The sequence below is a fragment of the Brucella sp. NBRC 12950 genome, assembly GCF_030268145.1.
Classification (GTDB): domain Bacteria; phylum Pseudomonadota; class Alphaproteobacteria; order Rhizobiales; family Rhizobiaceae; genus Brucella.
Genome location: NZ_BSQC01000027.1, coordinates 18,521 through 36,111, shown reverse-complemented (window position 1 = coordinate 36,111; position 17,591 = coordinate 18,521). Strand labels below are relative to the sequence as shown.

The window sequence follows — 17,591 nt, the reverse complement described above, 5'->3', positions numbered from 1 at the left end:
CCCCGCCAACGCCGCCAAACCAAACAATCAAAACCTAAATCTTAATCGCTTAACTCAACTCCAAGGACGAAGCATTCTGTCGCTTGCGACGATCGCCGCCCTCGGTGAGCGCCATATAGACCCCACAAAGCAAAACTGTCAACGGGCTTTTGCGTCTAATTTGAATTTTTTTTGACAGACTTCCACAGTTGTCAGGTTTTCCACGGTATACGCTTATATACAGAACTCTGGCGCCGCTCCTTATAGATAGGGGCGAGCCACAAACCGGCCTCATTATTGGAATAGCGTCCCGCGAACTGAAAATTGGCCTGCAAACCGCTGTGAATAACGAAAGACGATCCGCTTATCGTTGACTTACGTTGTCGTGGCAGGCAAAACTCAGTTACCCGCTTGAGGGACTTCCATAATAAGGGAAGACACCATACGTCGGACGGCAGCTTTGCTGCTCTCTGAAAAATGATGTTCACGCACCTTTTATAGAGTGCAGCCAGATTTGCAGAAGGGCCTACAAGAGCAGCATGAAAGAAATGGGGCCGAATAATCTCGATCCGGGTGACGAGCCCCCGCTCACAGTAGGCGGCAGGCGGCGACCACCGGATAGGCGTGAAGTTTCTGCCCGCTGGCTTGCTGGTACGTTTCTTACCGGCGTTACATCTTGTATGCTTATCGGTGTCGCGCTGTTCGCGGCACTTGATGGTCGCGAACAATTGGCGACCCCACCCGAAATTCTCGCACGCAATGACATGCCGGGTATCGCCAATGATACGAGCGTCACAAAGGGCGCTCGACTTGTAAGCACGATATCAAAGCAGAAGGCCAATGATCGTCGCCGTTTCGATCTCTCGACCATGCAAAAAGTCGGTGAGCGGGAAGTCATTCGCACGCGGCCTTTCGAGCTGGTCAGTATGACGTTGGCCGTAGACCATCCGACAAGCCGGAAATACCCTGCGTTTGATGCTATGGCTATCTTCTCGGAAGGCCCGGCAGCAGCGCTACCAGCCGATACCGGGCAGATATATGGAGCGAAGGTTGAAAGCGAAGTCAGCCTACGCGTAGAGGATTTCCCATTAAACAGCGTAGCATTTGATGCATCGAACGACTTGACCGTAGATGAAGTCGAAAAAGTCGTACGCGACACAGGCGTTCTGTTGACTGATGGCGATGTTCAGGTTGCCTCACTGCATTATGTGGATCCGGCCCGCTTTGGTGGCACGGATTCTTCTTTTGCACTGAGCCCTGCTCTTGGCGTGAAGATCACTCAGGAAAATGTGAGCGTCGCACAACGTGCCGACGACGAAGAAACCGGCAGCGGCTTTTCCGAAGAACTGATTCCTTTCCATCAGACGATGGAAATCGACCAGGCATTGGAAAGCGCTGGCTATTCAGGTGAAGACGCCACCAACATGGCGAGCGCACTTACAAAACTGCTCAATTCGCCTCGCCTAAAAGAAGGCAGCGTTCTGCGAATTGGAACAGAAACGCGAGATGATGAAGATCGTATCGTCCGCGCAAGTGTTTATCATCGTACCACGCATCTTGTGACCATCGCATTAAATGATCGACAGCAATATGTGCCGTCGGATCAACCGGAAGAAACCCCGCTTCTTGCATCCGCTTTTGACGGCGATGCACCGCCAGCTGCGATTCGCGGCAATCTGCCTAGTGTTTACGACGGCATAAGCCGTGCAGCGCTCGCTTATGGCATGACCGAAACCATGCGTGAGCAGCTGGTAAAAATGCTGGCAACCGATGTCGATCTGCAAGCGCGTCTTTCGCAGAGCGATAAGATCGACGCTTTCTTCTCGTTGCCAGACGACCCAGAGAAGCCAGATGGTGAGTCGCAGCTTCTTTATGTGTCTGCAAACTTCAGCGGGACAACGCGCAAGTTCTATAGGTATCAGGCTCCGGACGGCGCTGTTGATTACTTTAATGAAGACGGTAAGAGCGCAAAGCAGTTCCTGCTTCGAAATCCAGTTCCTAATGGCGTGTTCCGTTCTCCGTTCGGCATGCGGCGCCATCCGATTCTCGGTTATAGCCGTATGCATACGGGCGTCGATTGGGCAGCACCGCGTGGAACCCCCATTATTGCGTCGGGTAATGGCGTTGTTGAGAAGGCCGGATGGACAAACGGCTATGGCAACCAGACTTTGATTCGTCATGCCAATGGCTATGTCAGCAGCTACAGCCACCAGAATGCCATCGCCCGCGGCGTGAGCGCCGGTCAGCGTGTTCGTCAGGGCCAGGTCATCGGTTTTGTCGGATCGACCGGACTGTCGACCGGTCCTCACCTTCACTATGAGCTGATCGTCAACGGAACCAAGGTTGACCCGCTTCGTATCCGCCTGCCCGATAATAAAGCCCTGCAAGGCAAAGAACTTGAAGCTTTCAAGCAGGAACGCGATCGCATTGATACGCTGCTGAATAATGATGATGCAGATACAAAGGTTGCATCGAGCGGATCGACGAAGAGCTAAGGCACTTTCTTCGTCTACAAATTGAGCTACTTTTCGCAAGTCAACGGAAAAGCGCGACGCAATTTGAAACTGCGCCGCGCTTTTTTGTATCAGCAGTTTTGCCTGTTCGAAGAATTATTCCGTGAACTCGACCGTTACGCCCGCTTTCACCAGTTTTGCCAGCTCTTCCGCATCCCAATTGGTCAGGCGCACACAGCCATGGCTGGAGGTCTTACCAATCCGCGAAGGCTCAGGCGTTCCGTGAATACCATAGGTTGGCTTTGACAGTGCGATCCAAACCGTACCAACCGGACCGTTTGGACCAGGTGGAATGGTCAGCACTTTATCATTGCTGCCCTGCTTAAAGTTGATCTTCGGATTGTAGGTATAGTTCGGATTGATCGCGATGCGCTGAACCTGAACGATACCAGATGGCGAAGGCGTATCGGATGAACCGATCGTCGATGGATAAGCGACGACAAGTTTGCCGGTTTCATCATAGCCACGAACCTGCTTGCGGCCCTTATCGGCAATGATACGTGCAACTTTGGAGCGGACAGGCTTGCCAAGATTAGGCACCTTCACAACCGAGCCCGGCTGATTGAAGTTCACACCCGGATTGATCTCTTTGAGATAGGCTTCATCAATGTGAAACTTCTCACCGAGCATTTCGGTCACAGACGTATAGGCCATGGCGGGAAGCTGCGCTTTATGCGCGTAATCATCTGGAATCGAAGCCACATATTGGCGACCGACATCTTCGTTCGTGATCGTATATTCGGTGAAAGCAGCGCCGCCGGTTGCTTCAAGCTCGGCATTGATCCCGGCTTCATCGGTTGGATTGAGGAACTTGCCTGTCATCTCGCCATAAGCTGCAGCGGCCTTATCCACATTGCTGCCCGAACGGCCATCGATTACGCCAGGAGATGCACCTGCCCGATCAAGCAATATCTGATAGGCTGCAATTTTCTGCTTTGCGCCCTGCCCTTTCGGCATTTCGATAGCTGGCGTCATATCGTCCGTATTTGGCACGGCATGAGGCTGCGTCGACGGCTGTTCATAACCGGGATCGCGATTGATGCTGGCAGTCGGTGATTCTGTATCGGGATATTCGGTGCCTGCCGGAGGTAGCTCCGAACGCTGCACCTGTCCGTCACGGTTATTGTCGTAGCCCGGAGCCGAAGGGGCATCCGGATAATAGTTTGGGTCTTCTGGCACATTGCCGAAACCATCATAAGGGGCGCCGCCGCCCACTGGTCCGTCAGACCAGCCGCCATCCTGCTGACCACCACTCGCATAGCGACCGGTATCGCGAGGGTCTTCAACATGCAGGACCCGTCCTCGACGATCGACTGTTATCTGTCGGCCATATTCATCCGTGTAAACGCGCACTCCCCGGTCGCGACCACGCTCATGACCCCAATCGAATAGCTGTGCCAGTTGCATTGGCTGCGAAATACTGGTCGTCGCATCGCGCGTTTGCGCAAAGGCAGAACCGCCTGCTGCAAGAATGATTGCAGAACCAAACAATCCGAAGCGAAGCATGCGTAAGAGATGCGACATACAAGAAACCCTGAATTACCTTAGGATAAGGGATGCAACTATATGGTTAACAATTGATTACTCAATAACAGCAAATGCCAGATGAACTGGACATGAAGATGGCCATGAAAGTGGCCGCCTCTGCACAAAAAGAAAAAAAGCGCCGCAATCGGATGAGTGCGGCGCTTTTTACAACAGAGTTTAAGGCTTAGGCCTTTTCGTCTTCCTTCACCGGTTCCCCTTCACCCATTACACGGATAGGGCGAAAGTTAAGCCGGTCCGAACCGGGCAAGATCTTGACGATTGAACCGTCAAGAATATCACCAAGCAGGATGCGTTCGGCCAGCGGGTCCTGAACTTCCTTCTGGATGACGCGCTTCAACGGGCGCGCACCATAAGCCGGATCATAACCTTTGTTTGCCAGCCATTCGCGAGCATCGTCTTCAAGTTCCAGCGAGATCTTGCGATCATGCAGCAGAGCCTGCAGACGCTTCATCTGGATATCGACAATCGAACCCATGTCGTCGCGGCGCAGCCTGTGGAACAGGATGATTTCATCAACGCGGTTCAGAAACTCCGGACGGAACGCAGCCCGCACAACACCCATCACCTCATCACGAACGCTTTCGACATCGTCTTTCTCACCAAGATTGACGAGATATTCAGCGCCGAGGTTCGAGGTCATGATGATGACCGTATTGCGGAAATCGACCGTTCGGCCCTGACCATCGGTCAGACGACCATCATCGAGAACCTGCAACAGCACGTTGAACACATCTGGATGTGCCTTTTCGATCTCATCGAACAAGATCACCTGATATGGCCTGCGCCGCACGGATTCCGTCAGAACGCCGCCTTCCTCATAGCCGACATAGCCGGGAGGTGCACCAATCAATCGGCTTACAGAGTGTTTCTCCATAAATTCCGACATATCGATGCGAACCATTGCCGTGTCGTCCTGGAACAGGAACGAAGCCAGTGCCTTGGTAAGCTCGGTCTTGCCCACGCCTGTTGGTCCAAGGAAGATGAACGAGCCAATTGGCCTGTTCGGATCCTGAAGACCTGCGCGTGCACGACGAACGGCCTTGGAAACAGCCTGAACCGCTTCACCCTGACCGACGACCCGCTTTGCAAGTTCGTCTTCCATGCGCAGAAGCTTTTCGCGCTCGCCTTCCAGCATCCGTTCAACCGGAATACCGGTCCAGCGGGAAACAATCTGCCCAACATGGTCAGGCGTCACGGTTTCCTCAAGCAACGAGCCTTTGTTCTCATTGCTTTCAGCGTCACCAAGCTGCTTTTCGAGCTGCGGGATCGTGCCATAGGCAAGTTCGCCCGCCTTCTGGAATTCGCCACCGCGCTGTGCAATCGCCAAAGCGTTGCGTGCTTCTTCAAGCTGACGCTTCAAGTCGGCCGCAAGTCCCAACTTCTGCTTTTCAGCCTGCCATTTCGACGTCAGCTCCGCTGATTCTTCTTCAAGATCAGTCAGTTCCTTTTCAAGACGCTGCAGCCGATCAATTGAAGCAGTGTCGGTTTCGACCTTCAGCGCTTCACGCTCGATTTTAAGCTGCATCACGCGGCGGTCGATTTCGTCGAGCTCTTCGGGCTTCGAATCCACCTGCATACGCAGACGCGATGCGGCCTCATCGACAAGATCAATCGCCTTATCCGGCAAAAACCGATCCGTGATGTAACGGTTAGACAAAGTTGCGGCTGCGACAAGTGCCGAGTCTGAAACCCGTACCTTGTGGTGCTGCTCATACTTTTCCTTCAAACCGCGAAGGATCGAAATCGTGTCTTCCACCGTTGGCTCATCGACAAATACCGGCTGGAAACGACGGGCAAGGGCCGCGTCCTTCTCAACATATTTGCGATATTCCTCAAGTGTGGTCGCACCAACGCAGTGCAGCTCACCGCGCGCCAGCGCAGGCTTGAGCAGGTTCGATGCATCCATTGCGCCATCAGACTTGCCTGCACCGACAAGCGTATGCATTTCGTCGATGAACAGGATGATCTGGCCAGCGGCCGTCTGCACCTCAGAAAGCACAGCTTTCAGACGTTCTTCAAACTCACCGCGATATTTCGCACCGGCAATCAGCGCGCCCATATCGAGTGCCATCAGCTGCTTGTCTTTCAGCGATTCCGGTACATCGCCATTAACAATGCGCAGGGCCAAGCCTTCGGCAATTGCGGTCTTACCAACGCCCGGTTCACCAATCAGCACCGGATTATTCTTGGTGCGACGCGACAGAACCTGAATCGTGCGACGAATTTCTTCGTCTCGACCGATGACCGGATCAAGCTTGCCAGCACGCGCATCTTCCGTCAGATCGCGCGCATATTTCTTGAGCGCATCGTAATTGCTCTCAGCGGAAGCAGAATCGGCTGTGCGGCCTTTACGCATGTCATTGATGACCTTGTTGAGCGCGGTCGGTGTCACACCGGCAGCAGCAAGAATTTCAGACGTCTTTGCAGATTTCTCGATTGCAAGTGCCGTGAGCAGGCGCTCAACCGTGACAAAGCTGTCGCCAGCCTTGCTCGCAAGCTCTTCGGCAAGGGTGAAAACCTTTGCCAATGGCTGTGCAAGATAAAGCTGATCGTTACCGCCGGTCACTTTCGGCAGTTTTTCCAAAGCTGCCTGCAAACCTATGCGCACATCGGCGATGCGGCCACCGGCACGCTCGATCAGCGACGCGACAAGCCCCTCATCATCATCGACAAGGACTTTGAGAAGGTGTTCAGGCGTAAACTGCTGATTGCTGGAAGAAAGGGCAAATGTCTGGGCCGACTGGATGAATCCCCGAACCCGTTCGGTGTATTTCTCAATATTCATGATGTCTCCTTTTCCCTCCGACCCATTCTGGCATCGGAAGACTTCTGGTGACGGAGCCCCCGTATTCGGCTGGCTCCTTATCCAAGGAAGCATATGGGAACATCGAGCGGTTTCGGCAAGACCGGAAAGTCAGCTAAAACACAAATAAAAATGGCGCGGAAAACCGCGCCATCTTTTTGAAATCAATCATATTGCTGTTTCAGCAATTATGCATCGGAATCCGCTGTTTCAGCAACTTCATCCTTCGGAACGCGGCGCGGACGACCCGGGCGGCGCGTAGCGCGGACTGGCTTCTCTTCAGGTGCAGCTTCAACCGGTGCTTCTGCTGCGGGAGCAGCTTTTTCAACAACGGGTGCTGATTCTTCTGCAACCTTTGCAGGCTTCTCAGCGCGCGCTGGCTTTTCAGCAACTGGCGCTGGAACCGGCTGTTCGTCCGCAACAGCGGCAACTGGTGCTTCTACAACTGGCTGCTCGGAAGATTCATCTGCATTGAAACGTTCGCGCTGTGGGCGGCGACCGCGACCCAGGCGACGATCACGGTTTTCACGGCCTTCGCGTGGCTGCGAACGGTTATCCTGGCGACTGTCGGAACGATTGTCTGAACGACCCTCATTGCTTTCTTCGCCGTAAACAACTTCAGCAGGCGTGCCTTCGATTACCGGCTGTGGACCAGAACCATTGACAGGCTGATGGACCGGAGCAGCAGGCACGAAGCCGCCTTCATCCTCATCACCACCATCGCTGTCGAAGCTTTCTTCGCGCTGATACGGGATATTCTGCTGCGCCATGGCAGCCATGATGATCCGGTTGTAATGTTCTGCGTGCTGAAGATAATTTTCAGCCATGACACGATCGCCAGACGCCTGCGCGTCGCGAGCCAGTGTCGTATATTTTTCTGCAATATGTTGAGCATTGCCGCGGATCTTTACGTCCGGACCATTGCTTTCATAATTACGCGACAGAGGATTGGGGCCCTTGCGGTTATTGTTGTTATTATTGTTATTCCCCCGTCCGCGCATGCGCCTGTTCTGCTGTGCTGGCCTCATCGTCTTCTCTTTTCAGATTAAAGGGCGTCAAATTCCCGTAGCCTAAAGCCACCGGCGTCGCATTATCGAGCCATGGAGGAAGTACACCCTAAAACTTCCCACACATCGAATGGTTCTGAGTTCCGTACTGTCAGAAAGACAACACGAACCTTTCGGATTGGCATTTGCAAGACCTACCCGAAAAGACAAACTCTTCGGAATTATTTTTGAAAGTCGTGCACTTCCGTACAAACCATCCCATGAGAAAAACCCTCACGGGAGCATGACCTAAATTCGTCATGGAGCATTTCCGCCACCGCCCTCAAGCGGGCAAAACCATTCTGGCTCTATACGGTGGCTGGAAACTAAACGGCTTCGCCGCAAATTCCAAGCGCTTTTTTGAGGTCATCGAGCGTTTTTTAGCACTCAGTCCGTCAAATACCCGCAGCAGCTTTATGTATGAAAACCATGGCCCTTCTATGGCCACCGAGATCACTTGCAAAATTGGTCAGATGGAAATCAGCGCTTTCAAAAATGGCGCTCACATCGTCAAATTGGCCTGCGCCAATTTCGACGGCAATCATTCCATCATTATATAGGTATGCGCGAGCCTCACTTGCAAGAGCGCGATAAAAATTAAGTCCGTCGTCGCCGCCATCAAGGGCCGCCATCGGATCATGCTCTCGCACTTCCCGCGAAAGATCTTCGATATCTCTGCTTGGAATATAGGGCGGGTTTGAGACAATGAGATGAAACTTGCCGCTCACATTTGCGAACCAGTCACTTTTGAGCGCCGCAAACCTTTGGCTCACACCATTGGCCAGCGCATTGATCCGCGCCATTGCCAGTGCGCCATCAGCGACATCAAGCCCAATACCGTTGAGTTTCTCAAACTTATGCAACAGCGAAATCACGATCGCACCTGTTCCGGTGCCCATATCAAGCAGCAGTGCCTGACCATGCTGCTCAATCAGCTTGTCGAGATAAGGCGAAACCAGTTCGACAAGTGCTTCCGTATCGGGGCGCGGTTCAAGCGTTTCTGGTGAAAGCCGGAATGGCAGACCATAAAACTCGCGCATTCCGATAATGCGATGCACCGGCTCACCCGCTATGCGGCGCTCCAGCGCTTCGTTTAACTGAGCAACCTTATCTTCATCGAGAAGTTTTTCCGGCCATGAAATCAGATCAAGCCGCGTTGCACCTGTCGCCCATTCAACAAGCAGTTGGGCATCAAGATCGGGGGTATCAACGCCCCCTTCCCGCAACCGTGTGCGGGCTTGAGCCATTAGCTGATCGAGGCGCTCGCCACTCACGCGTTTTCGCCCAGTTCCATCAGAAGTGCGGTCTGATGATCTGAAATCAGCGCATCGACCAACTCATCAAGCTCGCCCATCATCACCCGATCAAGCTTATAAAGCGTGAGGTTGATACGGTGGTCGGTCACGCGGCCCTGCGGAAAATTATAGGTGCGGATGCGCTCTGAGCGATCACCGGAACCAACCTGGCTGCGGCGTGATTCAGAACGTTCGCTTTCAGCCTTCTGGCGTTCCATATCATAAAGACGCGCGCGCAGGATCTGCATGGCGCGCGCACGGTTCTGGTGCTGCGATTTTTCCGCCTGCACGACCATGATACCCGTTGGAATATGCGTGATACGCACTGCCGAGTCAGTCGTGTTGACGTGCTGACCACCCGCGCCTGAAGCACGCATCGTATCAATGCGGATATCTTCGTTGCGGATTTCAATATCGATGTCTTCGGCTTCGGGAAGCACGGCAACCGTTGCCGCTGAGGTATGAATACGACCACCCGCTTCGGTTTCCGGTACACGCTGCACGCGATGCACGCCTGATTCGAACTTCAACTTGGAGAAAACACCCTTGCCCGAAACGGTCGCAATGATTTCCTTGTAGCCGCCAGCGTCCCCTTCACTCGAGGAGACCAGCTCGACGCGCCAGCCTTTTTCCGACGCAAACCGCTCATACATGCGGAAAAGATCGCCTGCAAAGAGAGCCGCTTCTAGCCCGCCCGTACCAGCACGGATTTCAAGGATCGCATTCTTCTCATCAGCTGCATCTTTGGGCAGAAGCAGAATCTGGACTTCCTGCTCAAGACCTTCAATGCGCTTTTCAACGTCAGGCAATTCTTCGACAGCAAGTGCGCGCATTTCAGCGTCGGTTGAAGCATCATCGCTTATCGCAGCCAGATCACGCGCTTCATTACGCGCATCGGTCAGTTCCCTGATTTTTCCGACAACGTCCTGAAGTTCGGAATATTCCGAAGCAAGCTTCACATAGGTTTCCGAATCCGGATTGTTCGCCATCTGGCTTTCAATCATCGAGAACCGCTTCAAAAGCTGGTCCATTCGGTCCTGTGGCAATGCGATCATTGGTATATCCTGAAAACTTTAATAGCAGCGCGAATAAGCAGTATTGAGCGCCACGCACAAGGCATGGCACCCAAACATTTCATGCAATTTTCTACGCTATAGCGGAATATCGTTGTCTTCGGCAAATTGAAGCAGCAATTCGCGCAGCGAATGTGCGCCATTTGGCTTGTCGAGCTTCTCATTTAACAAGGCATTGAGCTTGCCTGCATCAAGTGCTGCCAGCATCGCCTTGACCGGACCAATGCTCGCAGCCGACATCGAAATCGAGCGGAAGCCGAGGCCGATCAGCGCCATCGCAGTCAATGGGCGTCCGGCCATTTCACCGCACAATGTCACCGATTTTCCATGACGATTGCCAGCATCCACAATGTGACGCAGCGTGCGCAGAAATGCTGGCGACAACTGATCGAAACGGCCAGAAATCAGCGAGTTTCCGCGATCAACCGCCATCAGGAACTGGAACAGATCGTTTGAGCCAACGGAGACAAAATCAACAAGCGACATCAGCTCGTCGAGCTGCCACAAAAGCGCAGGCACTTCGATCATCGCGCCAAGCTTGAGATTGAGCGGCAACGTATGCGCAAAGCGCGAAAGATGGCGCACTTCGCGATCAATGATCTCGCGTGCAGCCTTCACTTCGCTGACTTCAGTCACCATCGGCAGCATAAGCTTAAGCTCACGGCCACCGGCCGCTTTCAAAAGCGCGCGCAGCTGGGTACGCAGCAAACCAGGCCGATCCAACGTCAGACGGATCGCGCGCCAGCCAAGAGCCGGATTTTCTTCCTGACCCATGGTGCGGAAATAAGGAAGAACCTTGTCGCCACCAATATCGAGTGTGCGGAAGGTTACGGGCTTATTGCCAGCGGCCTCGATCACAGAGCGATAAAGACGTTCCTGCTGCTCTGCACGCGGGAAGGTCGACGCCACCATGAACTGCAATTCAGTGCGGAAGAGACCAATGCCAGCAGCACCTGATGCAGCAAGCTGCGGCAAATCAACCAGAAGCCCTGCATTCATAAGCAAGCCGATTTCAACACTATCCTTGGTCAGCGCAGGCTTATCGCGCAATTCGCGATAATGGGCCTGACGACGCGCCCGGAAGCGGACTTTTTCTGCATAAGCGGCTTCCACATCCGACTGTGGACGCAGATGCACAATACCCTCATCACCATCGACGATAGCGGCATCATTGTTTTCCGCCATGGAAACGGCGCCCTTGGCCTGTCCAACCACGGGAATACCCATTGCGCGCGCAACGATAACCACATGGCTGGTGGCTGCACCATCTTCCAGAACCACACCACGCAAGCGCTCACGCGGGTAGTCGAGCAGTTCGGCAGCACCCATGGTGCGGGCTACGATAATGGCATCCTTGGCCAGTGATTCGGCGATGGTCTTGACATCGCGCCCCATCAGCTGACGCAGCAGACGGTTAGCCAGATCATCGAAGTCAGACAGGCGTTCACGCATGTAAGGATCGGTCAGATGCACCATGCGCGCACGCGTGTCGCTCTGCACCTTCTCAACCGCAGCTTCCGCCGTCAAACCGTTATGGATAGCTTCTTCCAGACGACGCACCCAACCACGATCATGTGCGAACATGCGGTAGGCTTCGAGCACTTCGCGGTGCTCGCCTTCCACAGCCACATCACGGCGCGAAAGCATGTCGTCAATGGAAATGCGCAAAGATCCGAGCGCCGTTTCCAGCCGGGTCAGTTCAGCCTGACTGTCTTCATTGAAGAGGTTGGTGACAACGATGCGCGGCTCATGCAGCACGACATGACCAAGGCCGATGCCGTCATTGAGCGCATTGCCTGTGACACTCATCGGACGGCCGAGATCCAGTTCGATACCCGGACGCGCCAGACGCAGACCATCGCCAGTGGCGATAATCTCGGCAAGAACCATTGCTGTCGTCTCAAGTGCTTCAACCTCGTCTTCGCGATATGCCCGCTTGGTCTGATTCTGGACAACAAGAACGCCCAAAGTGCGGCCAGCGCGAAGAACAGGAACACCGAGGAATGAATTATAGGCTTCTTCACCCGTTTCAGGCAGATAGGCGAAGGCAGGATGGCTTTGCGCATCAGTCAAGTTCAAAGGGCGTGCGCTCGCGGCAATCGTACCGACGAGGCCCTGCCCCAGACGCAGCTGCGCCAGGTGAACAGACTGTGGATTAAGACCCTCGGTCGCGTAAAGCTCAAGCACGCCATCAGCACGAAGAATGTAGAAGGAGCAAACTTCCGCGACCATATTTTGCGCGATTTCACGGACGATCCGGTCAAGGCGTTCCTGCGGCTCCAATGGTTCCGCCATCAATTCGCGCAACCGCTTCAGCAGCACGCGGGGACCGGTTGTCAGATCACGCATGATCGTCGGAGGCTCCTCATTTGGTACAGGCTCAGCCTTGTCGCAAAGCCGATTCCCTTTACCCGCCTGCGAAGCGTTACGCCAAATCCTTTTTGAGCATTTTTGACACGCGCGTCTAGTCTAATCGTTAGAAAATCTGACAACTTATATAATAAGCAAATGCCGCCCACTATTTCTAGCGGGCGGCATTGTTCCAAAATGGACCGGACAGAGCCGGCTAATAATCTGTCTATCGACCGATTACTTATCGAGACCGTAAACGCCGTGCAGCGTGCGGACAGCGAGTTCCGCATAAGGCCCGTCAATCAGGATGGAAATCTTGATTTCCGACGTGGTGATCGCGCGAATGTTGATGCCTTTTTCAGCTAATGCCTTGAAGGCGGTGGCGGCAACACCAGCATGGCTGCGCATGCCGATACCGATCACGGAAATCTTGGCAAGACCCGTTTCAGACTGGATATTGTCCGAGCCGATTTCACCCTTCACTTTATCGAGAACACGCAGTGCCTTGTCGATATCGCCGGTCGGGATCGTGAAGGTCATGTCGGTTTTCGAACCGTCTTCCGACACATTCTGGACGATCATATCGACATTGATGTGCTCTTCGGCCAGAGGGCCGAAAATTGCTGCCGAGATACCTGGCCGGTCGGCCACGCGTCGGAGCGAAATCTGAGCTTCATCCTTCGCATAAGCGATACCAGTGACGACCTGCTGTTCCACGATTTCATCCTCGTCGCAAATGAGTGTTCCGGGCGGATTGATCGGATCATCCATGCCCGGCGCATTGGGGTCCGTAAAACTTGAGCGCACGAAGGTGCGAACTTTGTGTACCATGGCAAGCTCGACCGAGCGTACCTGCAGAACCTTGGCACCAAGCGAAGCCATTTCCAGCATTTCTTCAAATGTAATGCGGGAAAGGCGCTTTGCCTTGGGTTCAATACGTGGATCAGTTGTGTAAACGCCATCAACATCGGTATAGATGTCGCAACGGTCAGCCTTAACGCCTGCTGCAATGGCAACAGCCGATGTATCCGAACCACCACGGCCAAGCGTTGCGATGCGATTATCAGGACCGATACCCTGGAAACCGGCAACAACGGCAACCTGACCCATTTCCATACGACGGATGATTTCTGATCCGTCGATTTCCTGAATGCGCGCTGCACCATGCGCATTGTCGGTCTTGATTGGAATCTGCCAGCCCTGCCACGAACGCGCATCAACGCCAATGGACTGCAGCGCGATGGCCAGAAGACCGCTCGTTACCTGTTCGCCAGAAGCAACAATCGCGTCATATTCGCGTGCATCGTAAAAAGGTGACGTGCCACCGGCAACCTTGGGCATGTTCTGCACCCAGTTAACCAGTTCGTTGGTCTTGCCCGACATTGCGGAGACGACAACGGCAACCTGATTGCCAGCATCGACTTCACGTTTGACGTGGCGCGCCACATTAGAGATGCGTTCCAGATCGGCCACAGAAGTGCCGCCGAATTTCATCACGATGCGCGCCATTTAAGGATACGTCCCGTCTTTTGAAAAATTACACTAACGCCTGCCGAAACATTATTTTCTTGCGACAGACAAACCCGGGGTCACATAGCTAAAATGTCGCGCTTCCGCAAGGGTGTGATTCCCGTGAAACAATAATCAACGCTTCGGATTCTGGAATTTGATTTGATCCTTGACTTTAGAGCGCTACCTTGAGAGCAGGATTGCACGCGCTTCCGCAGGAGAATGATATGACCGAGACTGCCCGCACCACGATCGATGCTTCCGAAATCGAGCATTTTTCGCGCATCGCTGCGCAATGGTGGGACCCGCAGGGCAAGTTCCGTCCGCTCCATAAGTTTAATCCGACGCGCCTTGCCTATATCAAGGAAAAGGTCTGCGAAAAATTCAACCGCGACCCGAACAGCCCGCGCCCGTTTGAAGGTCTGCGCTTTCTCGATATCGGTTGCGGCGGCGGCCTGCTGTGCGAGCCGATGTCGCGTCTGGGTGCGACGGTGATCGGCGCAGATGCATCCGAAACCAATATCGAAGTCGCAAAAATTCATGCAGCCCAAAGCGGTGTCGAAGTCGATTATCGCGCGACCACTGCTGAAGCTCTTGCCGAAGCTGGCGAGCAATTCGATGTCGTACTCAACATGGAAGTGGTTGAGCACGTCTCTGACGTCGATCTGTTCATGTCTGCGACCAGCGAAATGGTGAAGCCGGGTGGCCTGATGTTTGTCGCCACCATCAACCGCACGCTCAAAGCTTATGGCCTCGCTATCATCGGAGCGGAATATGTGCTGCGTTGGCTGCCGCGCGGCACACATCAATATGAAAAGCTGGTGCGCCCGGAAGAGCTCGAAACAGCACTTTCCAAAGCCGGTCTCAATCTCATCGACAAATTGGGCGTAACCTACAATCCGCTCGCTGATAGCTGGAGCCGTTCACGCGATACCGATGTGAACTACATGGTTCTCGCTGAGCGACCTGCTTAATACAGCAACTATCAGCGTTTCTGCGCTTTTGTCGTCAGCGCCACACCGATGGCGATGACGACAGCGCCGATCCATGTGAGCGGCGGATAGTTTTCACCCAAGAATAACGTGCCGGAAATCAGCCCTAGCGCTGCTGCCACATAACCGATCTGGCTGAGATAGACCGGACCACCAACGGCCTGCAGGCGGAAAAACAGGGCAAACATGCCAGCGGACGCAATGGCCTGAGCGACTGCCGTCATCGGCGCAAGCGCCAGTGTCTCAATCGGGAAGTTGCCGTTAAATACCAAAATCCCGATCAACAGCATCACGGCTGCAGCCAAGTGACTTCCCGCCGCAAGCTCGGTCGGATCAGCATTTTTCGGCCAGTCGAGAGTGCGATAGACATTCCCCATCGCAAGAAAAACCGGAATGAGAAGTGCAAGCCCGATCCATAGCGGATCGGCAGGCTTGCCAACCTCGCCACGCGTCATTGCAACCATAATTGCGCCGATGAAGCCTACGATAATGCCCGCGATACCCAAACCATTCGGTCGACGAAGACCAAACCCCATCGAAATGAGCAGCGTCATGACAGGCGACAGCGTGTACATGATACCAGTGAAACCCGCACCGAGCCGCGGGATGGCAGAAAGGATCAGGAGATTGGGCAGCGCATAGGAAATCGCGGCAGTGCAAATATAATAACGCAGCCTGCCACCCGAAAATCCAACCCGCTTTTTGCTCACAAGCAAAACCAGAAGCAGAATAATCCCCGCACTGGCTGAAAACAGGAATGTCCACATTGCAGGCGGAACACCTGCTTCGGCAGCGATCTTCCCCAGCGGCAGAATGAGCCCCAGCAATATGCCCGTCGCTATTAGCAGGAAAGGCGCGGAATCCATCAGTTTCATGCGCCGTGACCCCTCACGCAATCAAAAATCGTTTAATGTCAGTTCTTGTCTTCTGGGAAGACAGGCAAAGGCATCACATCAACGCCGTCTTCGATGAGTGAGTGAACATCTTCCTTGGACGCTTCGCCGTAAATGCCCCGCGCTTCAGTCTCACCAAAGTGGATCTTGCGCGCTTCTTCGGCAAACTGATCGCCAACATAATCCGCGTTTTCACGGACCTTGCGACTCAGCTCCCGCATTTGTTCAAGCATCTGCTTCTGTGCTTCGCCCATGGCAATCGCCACCTGCTCTTTCGAGCGACTGGTGGAGACGGCAGGTGCCATCAGCGACTTCTGGATTTCCGGCGAGTTGCAGACAGGACAAGAGACGAGTTTCCGCTCCGACTGCCGATCAAAATCGGCATTGTCGCGAAACCAGCCTTCAAATTCATGGCCGTGATCGCAATGAAGCGAAAAGCGGATCATAGATTATGCGTCCTGTCTCTCTTGGGCGACCTTCACCGAAAACTCGCGCGCATTCTTGAGGTTCGGCACTTTCGCACGCGCAGCAGTGCTTTCGCTGACGTCAATATCCGCAACGATCACACCCGGCTCATCATGAGCAGCTTCTGCCAGAACCTTGCCCCATGGCGAAACGATCAGCGAATGACCATAAGTCTCGCGACCATCTTCATGCACACCGCCCTGAGCAGCAGAAATCAGGAATGCACCATTTTCAATCGCACGCGCACGCTGCAAAACATGCCAGTGCGCTTCACCCGTCTGACGTGTGAAAGCAGCTGGTCCGGTAATTACATTGGCGCCCGCCAGCGCCTGTGCGCGAAACAGTTGCGGGAAACGAATATCGTAGCAGACCGCCATGCCAACTTTGGCAAAAGGCAATTCGGCAATCACCGTCTCCTTGCCCGGCTCATAGGTTGCCGATTCGCGCCAGCTTTCGCCATTGTCGAGATCGACATCAAACATATGAACCTTGTCATAGGTCGCAATCTTCTCACCAGAAGGCGCAAAGATACCGCCACGATTGGCAATCTTACCGTCACCGGCTGCAATAGCCGTTGAACCAATATGCAGAAATATGCCGTGCTTCTTTGCAAGTGCCGATGCAGCTTTGAAGACAAGGTCTTCATTTTCATCGCGCAGACTTGCAAAAAGTGCCGCACGATCGCGCATCAGCGCTCCGGTCATTTCAGGGGTTTGCACATATTGAGCACCCTTTGCCACAGCATCGGAAACCAGTTTTTCCATCGCCTCAACATTGCGGGCAACATCGGTGCCCGAACGCATCTGAACGGCGGCGGCGCGAAAAGTGCTCATAGGTGTCTCCCCTCGTTTTTAATTTAGTTCAGTTCGCCACTCGCAAGCAGGCCATCGAGCTTGCCAGCATTGTCGAGAGCAAAGAGATCGTCGCAACCGCCGACATGGACAGCACCGACGAAAATCTGCGGAAAAGTATTACGGCCCGAACGTTCTTGCATTTCTGCACGCAGTTCCGGTGTAGCGCCCGCATTGATTTCGTTAAACTCAACGCCCTTGTTCTTCAAAAGGCCAACTGCGCGCGTGCAGTAAGGGCAGCCAGGGCGGGTATAGATGGTGACGTCAGTCAT

General features: G+C 53.9%; 13 protein-coding genes. 2 read left to right on the top strand and 11 right to left on the bottom strand.

Annotated features, from left to right (window positions below; all coding sequences use genetic code 11):
• Positions 1-518: 518 nt before the first annotated feature.
• A complete protein-coding gene (locus tag QSJ70_RS26765) occupies positions 519-2,474 on the top strand; it encodes a M23 family metallopeptidase (RefSeq protein ID WP_064322111.1) in 1,956 nt (651 codons plus the stop codon).
• 114 nt (positions 2,475-2,588) lie between these two features.
• Here the strand turns inward: QSJ70_RS26765 and QSJ70_RS26760 are convergent, their stop codons facing one another.
• From QSJ70_RS26760 to QSJ70_RS26730, 7 genes are all read right to left on the bottom strand, one after another.
• Positions 2,589-3,998 carry a L,D-transpeptidase gene (locus QSJ70_RS26760; protein WP_407932771.1) on the bottom strand — a complete coding sequence of 470 codons (1,410 nt, stop codon included), beginning with the start codon at positions 3,996-3,998 and terminating at the stop codon, positions 2,589-2,591.
• A gap of 205 nt (positions 3,999-4,203) precedes the next feature.
• A complete protein-coding gene (clpB, locus tag QSJ70_RS26755) occupies positions 4,204-6,825 on the bottom strand; it encodes an ATP-dependent chaperone ClpB (protein WP_007871967.1) in 2,622 nt (873 codons plus the stop codon).
• A gap of 206 nt (positions 6,826-7,031) precedes the next feature.
• Positions 7,032-7,871, bottom strand: coding sequence for a DUF4167 domain-containing protein (locus QSJ70_RS26750; protein WP_039859322.1), 840 nt, complete (start codon positions 7,869-7,871; stop codon positions 7,032-7,034).
• Positions 7,872-8,284: 413 nt separating this feature from the next.
• Positions 8,285-9,136, bottom strand: a complete 852-nt coding sequence (prmC, locus tag QSJ70_RS26745; RefSeq protein WP_285541193.1) for a peptide chain release factor N(5)-glutamine methyltransferase — start codon at positions 9,134-9,136, stop codon at positions 8,285-8,287.
• A gap of 23 nt (positions 9,137-9,159) precedes the next feature.
• Complete coding sequence (prfA, locus tag QSJ70_RS26740; protein ID WP_285541186.1) at positions 9,160-10,239, bottom strand: peptide chain release factor 1; 1,080 nt, start codon at positions 10,237-10,239, stop codon at positions 9,160-9,162.
• Between the two features lie 96 nt (positions 10,240-10,335).
• A complete protein-coding gene (gene ptsP / locus QSJ70_RS26735; protein WP_285541184.1) occupies positions 10,336-12,606 on the bottom strand; it encodes a phosphoenolpyruvate--protein phosphotransferase in 2,271 nt (756 codons plus the stop codon).
• A gap of 240 nt (positions 12,607-12,846) precedes the next feature.
• Positions 12,847-14,118 carry an aspartate kinase gene (locus tag QSJ70_RS26730; protein ID WP_007871981.1) on the bottom strand — a complete coding sequence of 424 codons (1,272 nt, stop codon included), beginning with the start codon at positions 14,116-14,118 and terminating at the stop codon, positions 12,847-12,849.
• A gap of 227 nt (positions 14,119-14,345) precedes the next feature.
• Here QSJ70_RS26730 and ubiG point away from each other — a divergent pair, with 227 nt between their 5' ends.
• On the top strand, positions 14,346-15,092 hold the full coding sequence (ubiG, locus tag QSJ70_RS26725) for a bifunctional 2-polyprenyl-6-hydroxyphenol methylase/3-demethylubiquinol 3-O-methyltransferase UbiG (RefSeq protein WP_285541182.1): 747 nt from the start codon (positions 14,346-14,348) through the stop codon (positions 15,090-15,092).
• A gap of 11 nt (positions 15,093-15,103) precedes the next feature.
• Here the strand turns inward: ubiG and QSJ70_RS26720 are convergent, their stop codons facing one another.
• The 4 genes from QSJ70_RS26720 to grxC are packed head-to-tail and all read right to left on the bottom strand — an operon-like array spanning position 15,104 to position 17,591.
• Complete coding sequence (locus QSJ70_RS26720; protein WP_105518975.1) at positions 15,104-15,985, bottom strand: DMT family transporter; 882 nt, start codon at positions 15,983-15,985, stop codon at positions 15,104-15,106.
• A 38-nt stretch (positions 15,986-16,023) separates the two neighbouring features.
• Positions 16,024-16,449, bottom strand: coding sequence for a DUF1178 family protein (locus QSJ70_RS26715; protein ID WP_064322119.1), 426 nt, complete (start codon positions 16,447-16,449; stop codon positions 16,024-16,026).
• A gap of 3 nt (positions 16,450-16,452) precedes the next feature.
• Positions 16,453-17,301, bottom strand: a complete 849-nt coding sequence (locus QSJ70_RS26710; RefSeq protein ID WP_285541178.1) for a carbon-nitrogen hydrolase family protein — start codon at positions 17,299-17,301, stop codon at positions 16,453-16,455.
• A 23-nt stretch (positions 17,302-17,324) separates the two neighbouring features.
• Positions 17,325-17,591 (bottom strand): glutaredoxin 3, encoded by a 267-nt coding sequence (grxC, locus tag QSJ70_RS26705; protein WP_285541175.1) that lies wholly within the window; start codon positions 17,589-17,591, stop codon positions 17,325-17,327.

Bases quoted from the DNA above. Each gene is read 5' to 3' on its own strand.
- QSJ70_RS26750 (WP_039859322.1), bottom strand. From the start codon at position 7,871: ATGAGGCCAGCACAGCAGAACAGGCGCATGCGCGGACGGGGGAATAAC.
- QSJ70_RS26710 (WP_285541178.1), bottom strand. From the start codon at position 17,301: ATGAGCACTTTTCGCGCCGCCGCCGTTCAGATGCGTTCGGGCACCGAT.
- QSJ70_RS26715 (WP_064322119.1), bottom strand. From the start codon at position 16,449: ATGATCCGCTTTTCGCTTCATTGCGATCACGGCCATGAATTTGAAGGC.
- clpB (WP_007871967.1), bottom strand. From the start codon at position 6,825: ATGAATATTGAGAAATACACCGAACGGGTTCGGGGATTCATCCAGTCG.
- ubiG (WP_285541182.1), top strand. From the start codon at position 14,346: ATGACCGAGACTGCCCGCACCACGATCGATGCTTCCGAAATCGAGCAT.
- QSJ70_RS26730 (WP_007871981.1), bottom strand. From the start codon at position 14,118: ATGGCGCGCATCGTGATGAAATTCGGCGGCACTTCTGTGGCCGATCTG.
- grxC (WP_285541175.1), bottom strand. From the start codon at position 17,591: ATGACTGACGTCACCATCTATACCCGCCCTGGCTGCCCTTACTGCACG.
- QSJ70_RS26720 (WP_105518975.1), bottom strand. From the start codon at position 15,985: ATGAAACTGATGGATTCCGCGCCTTTCCTGCTAATAGCGACGGGCATA.
- ptsP (WP_285541184.1), bottom strand. From the start codon at position 12,606: ATGCGTGATCTGACAACCGGTCCCCGCGTGCTGCTGAAGCGGTTGCGC.
- prfA (WP_285541186.1), bottom strand. From the start codon at position 10,239: ATGATCGCATTGCCACAGGACCGAATGGACCAGCTTTTGAAGCGGTTC.
- prmC (WP_285541193.1), bottom strand. From the start codon at position 9,136: ATGGCTCAAGCCCGCACACGGTTGCGGGAAGGGGGCGTTGATACCCCC.
- QSJ70_RS26760 (WP_407932771.1), bottom strand. From the start codon at position 3,998: ATGCTTCGCTTCGGATTGTTTGGTTCTGCAATCATTCTTGCAGCAGGC.
- QSJ70_RS26765 (WP_064322111.1), top strand. From the start codon at position 519: ATGAAAGAAATGGGGCCGAATAATCTCGATCCGGGTGACGAGCCCCCG.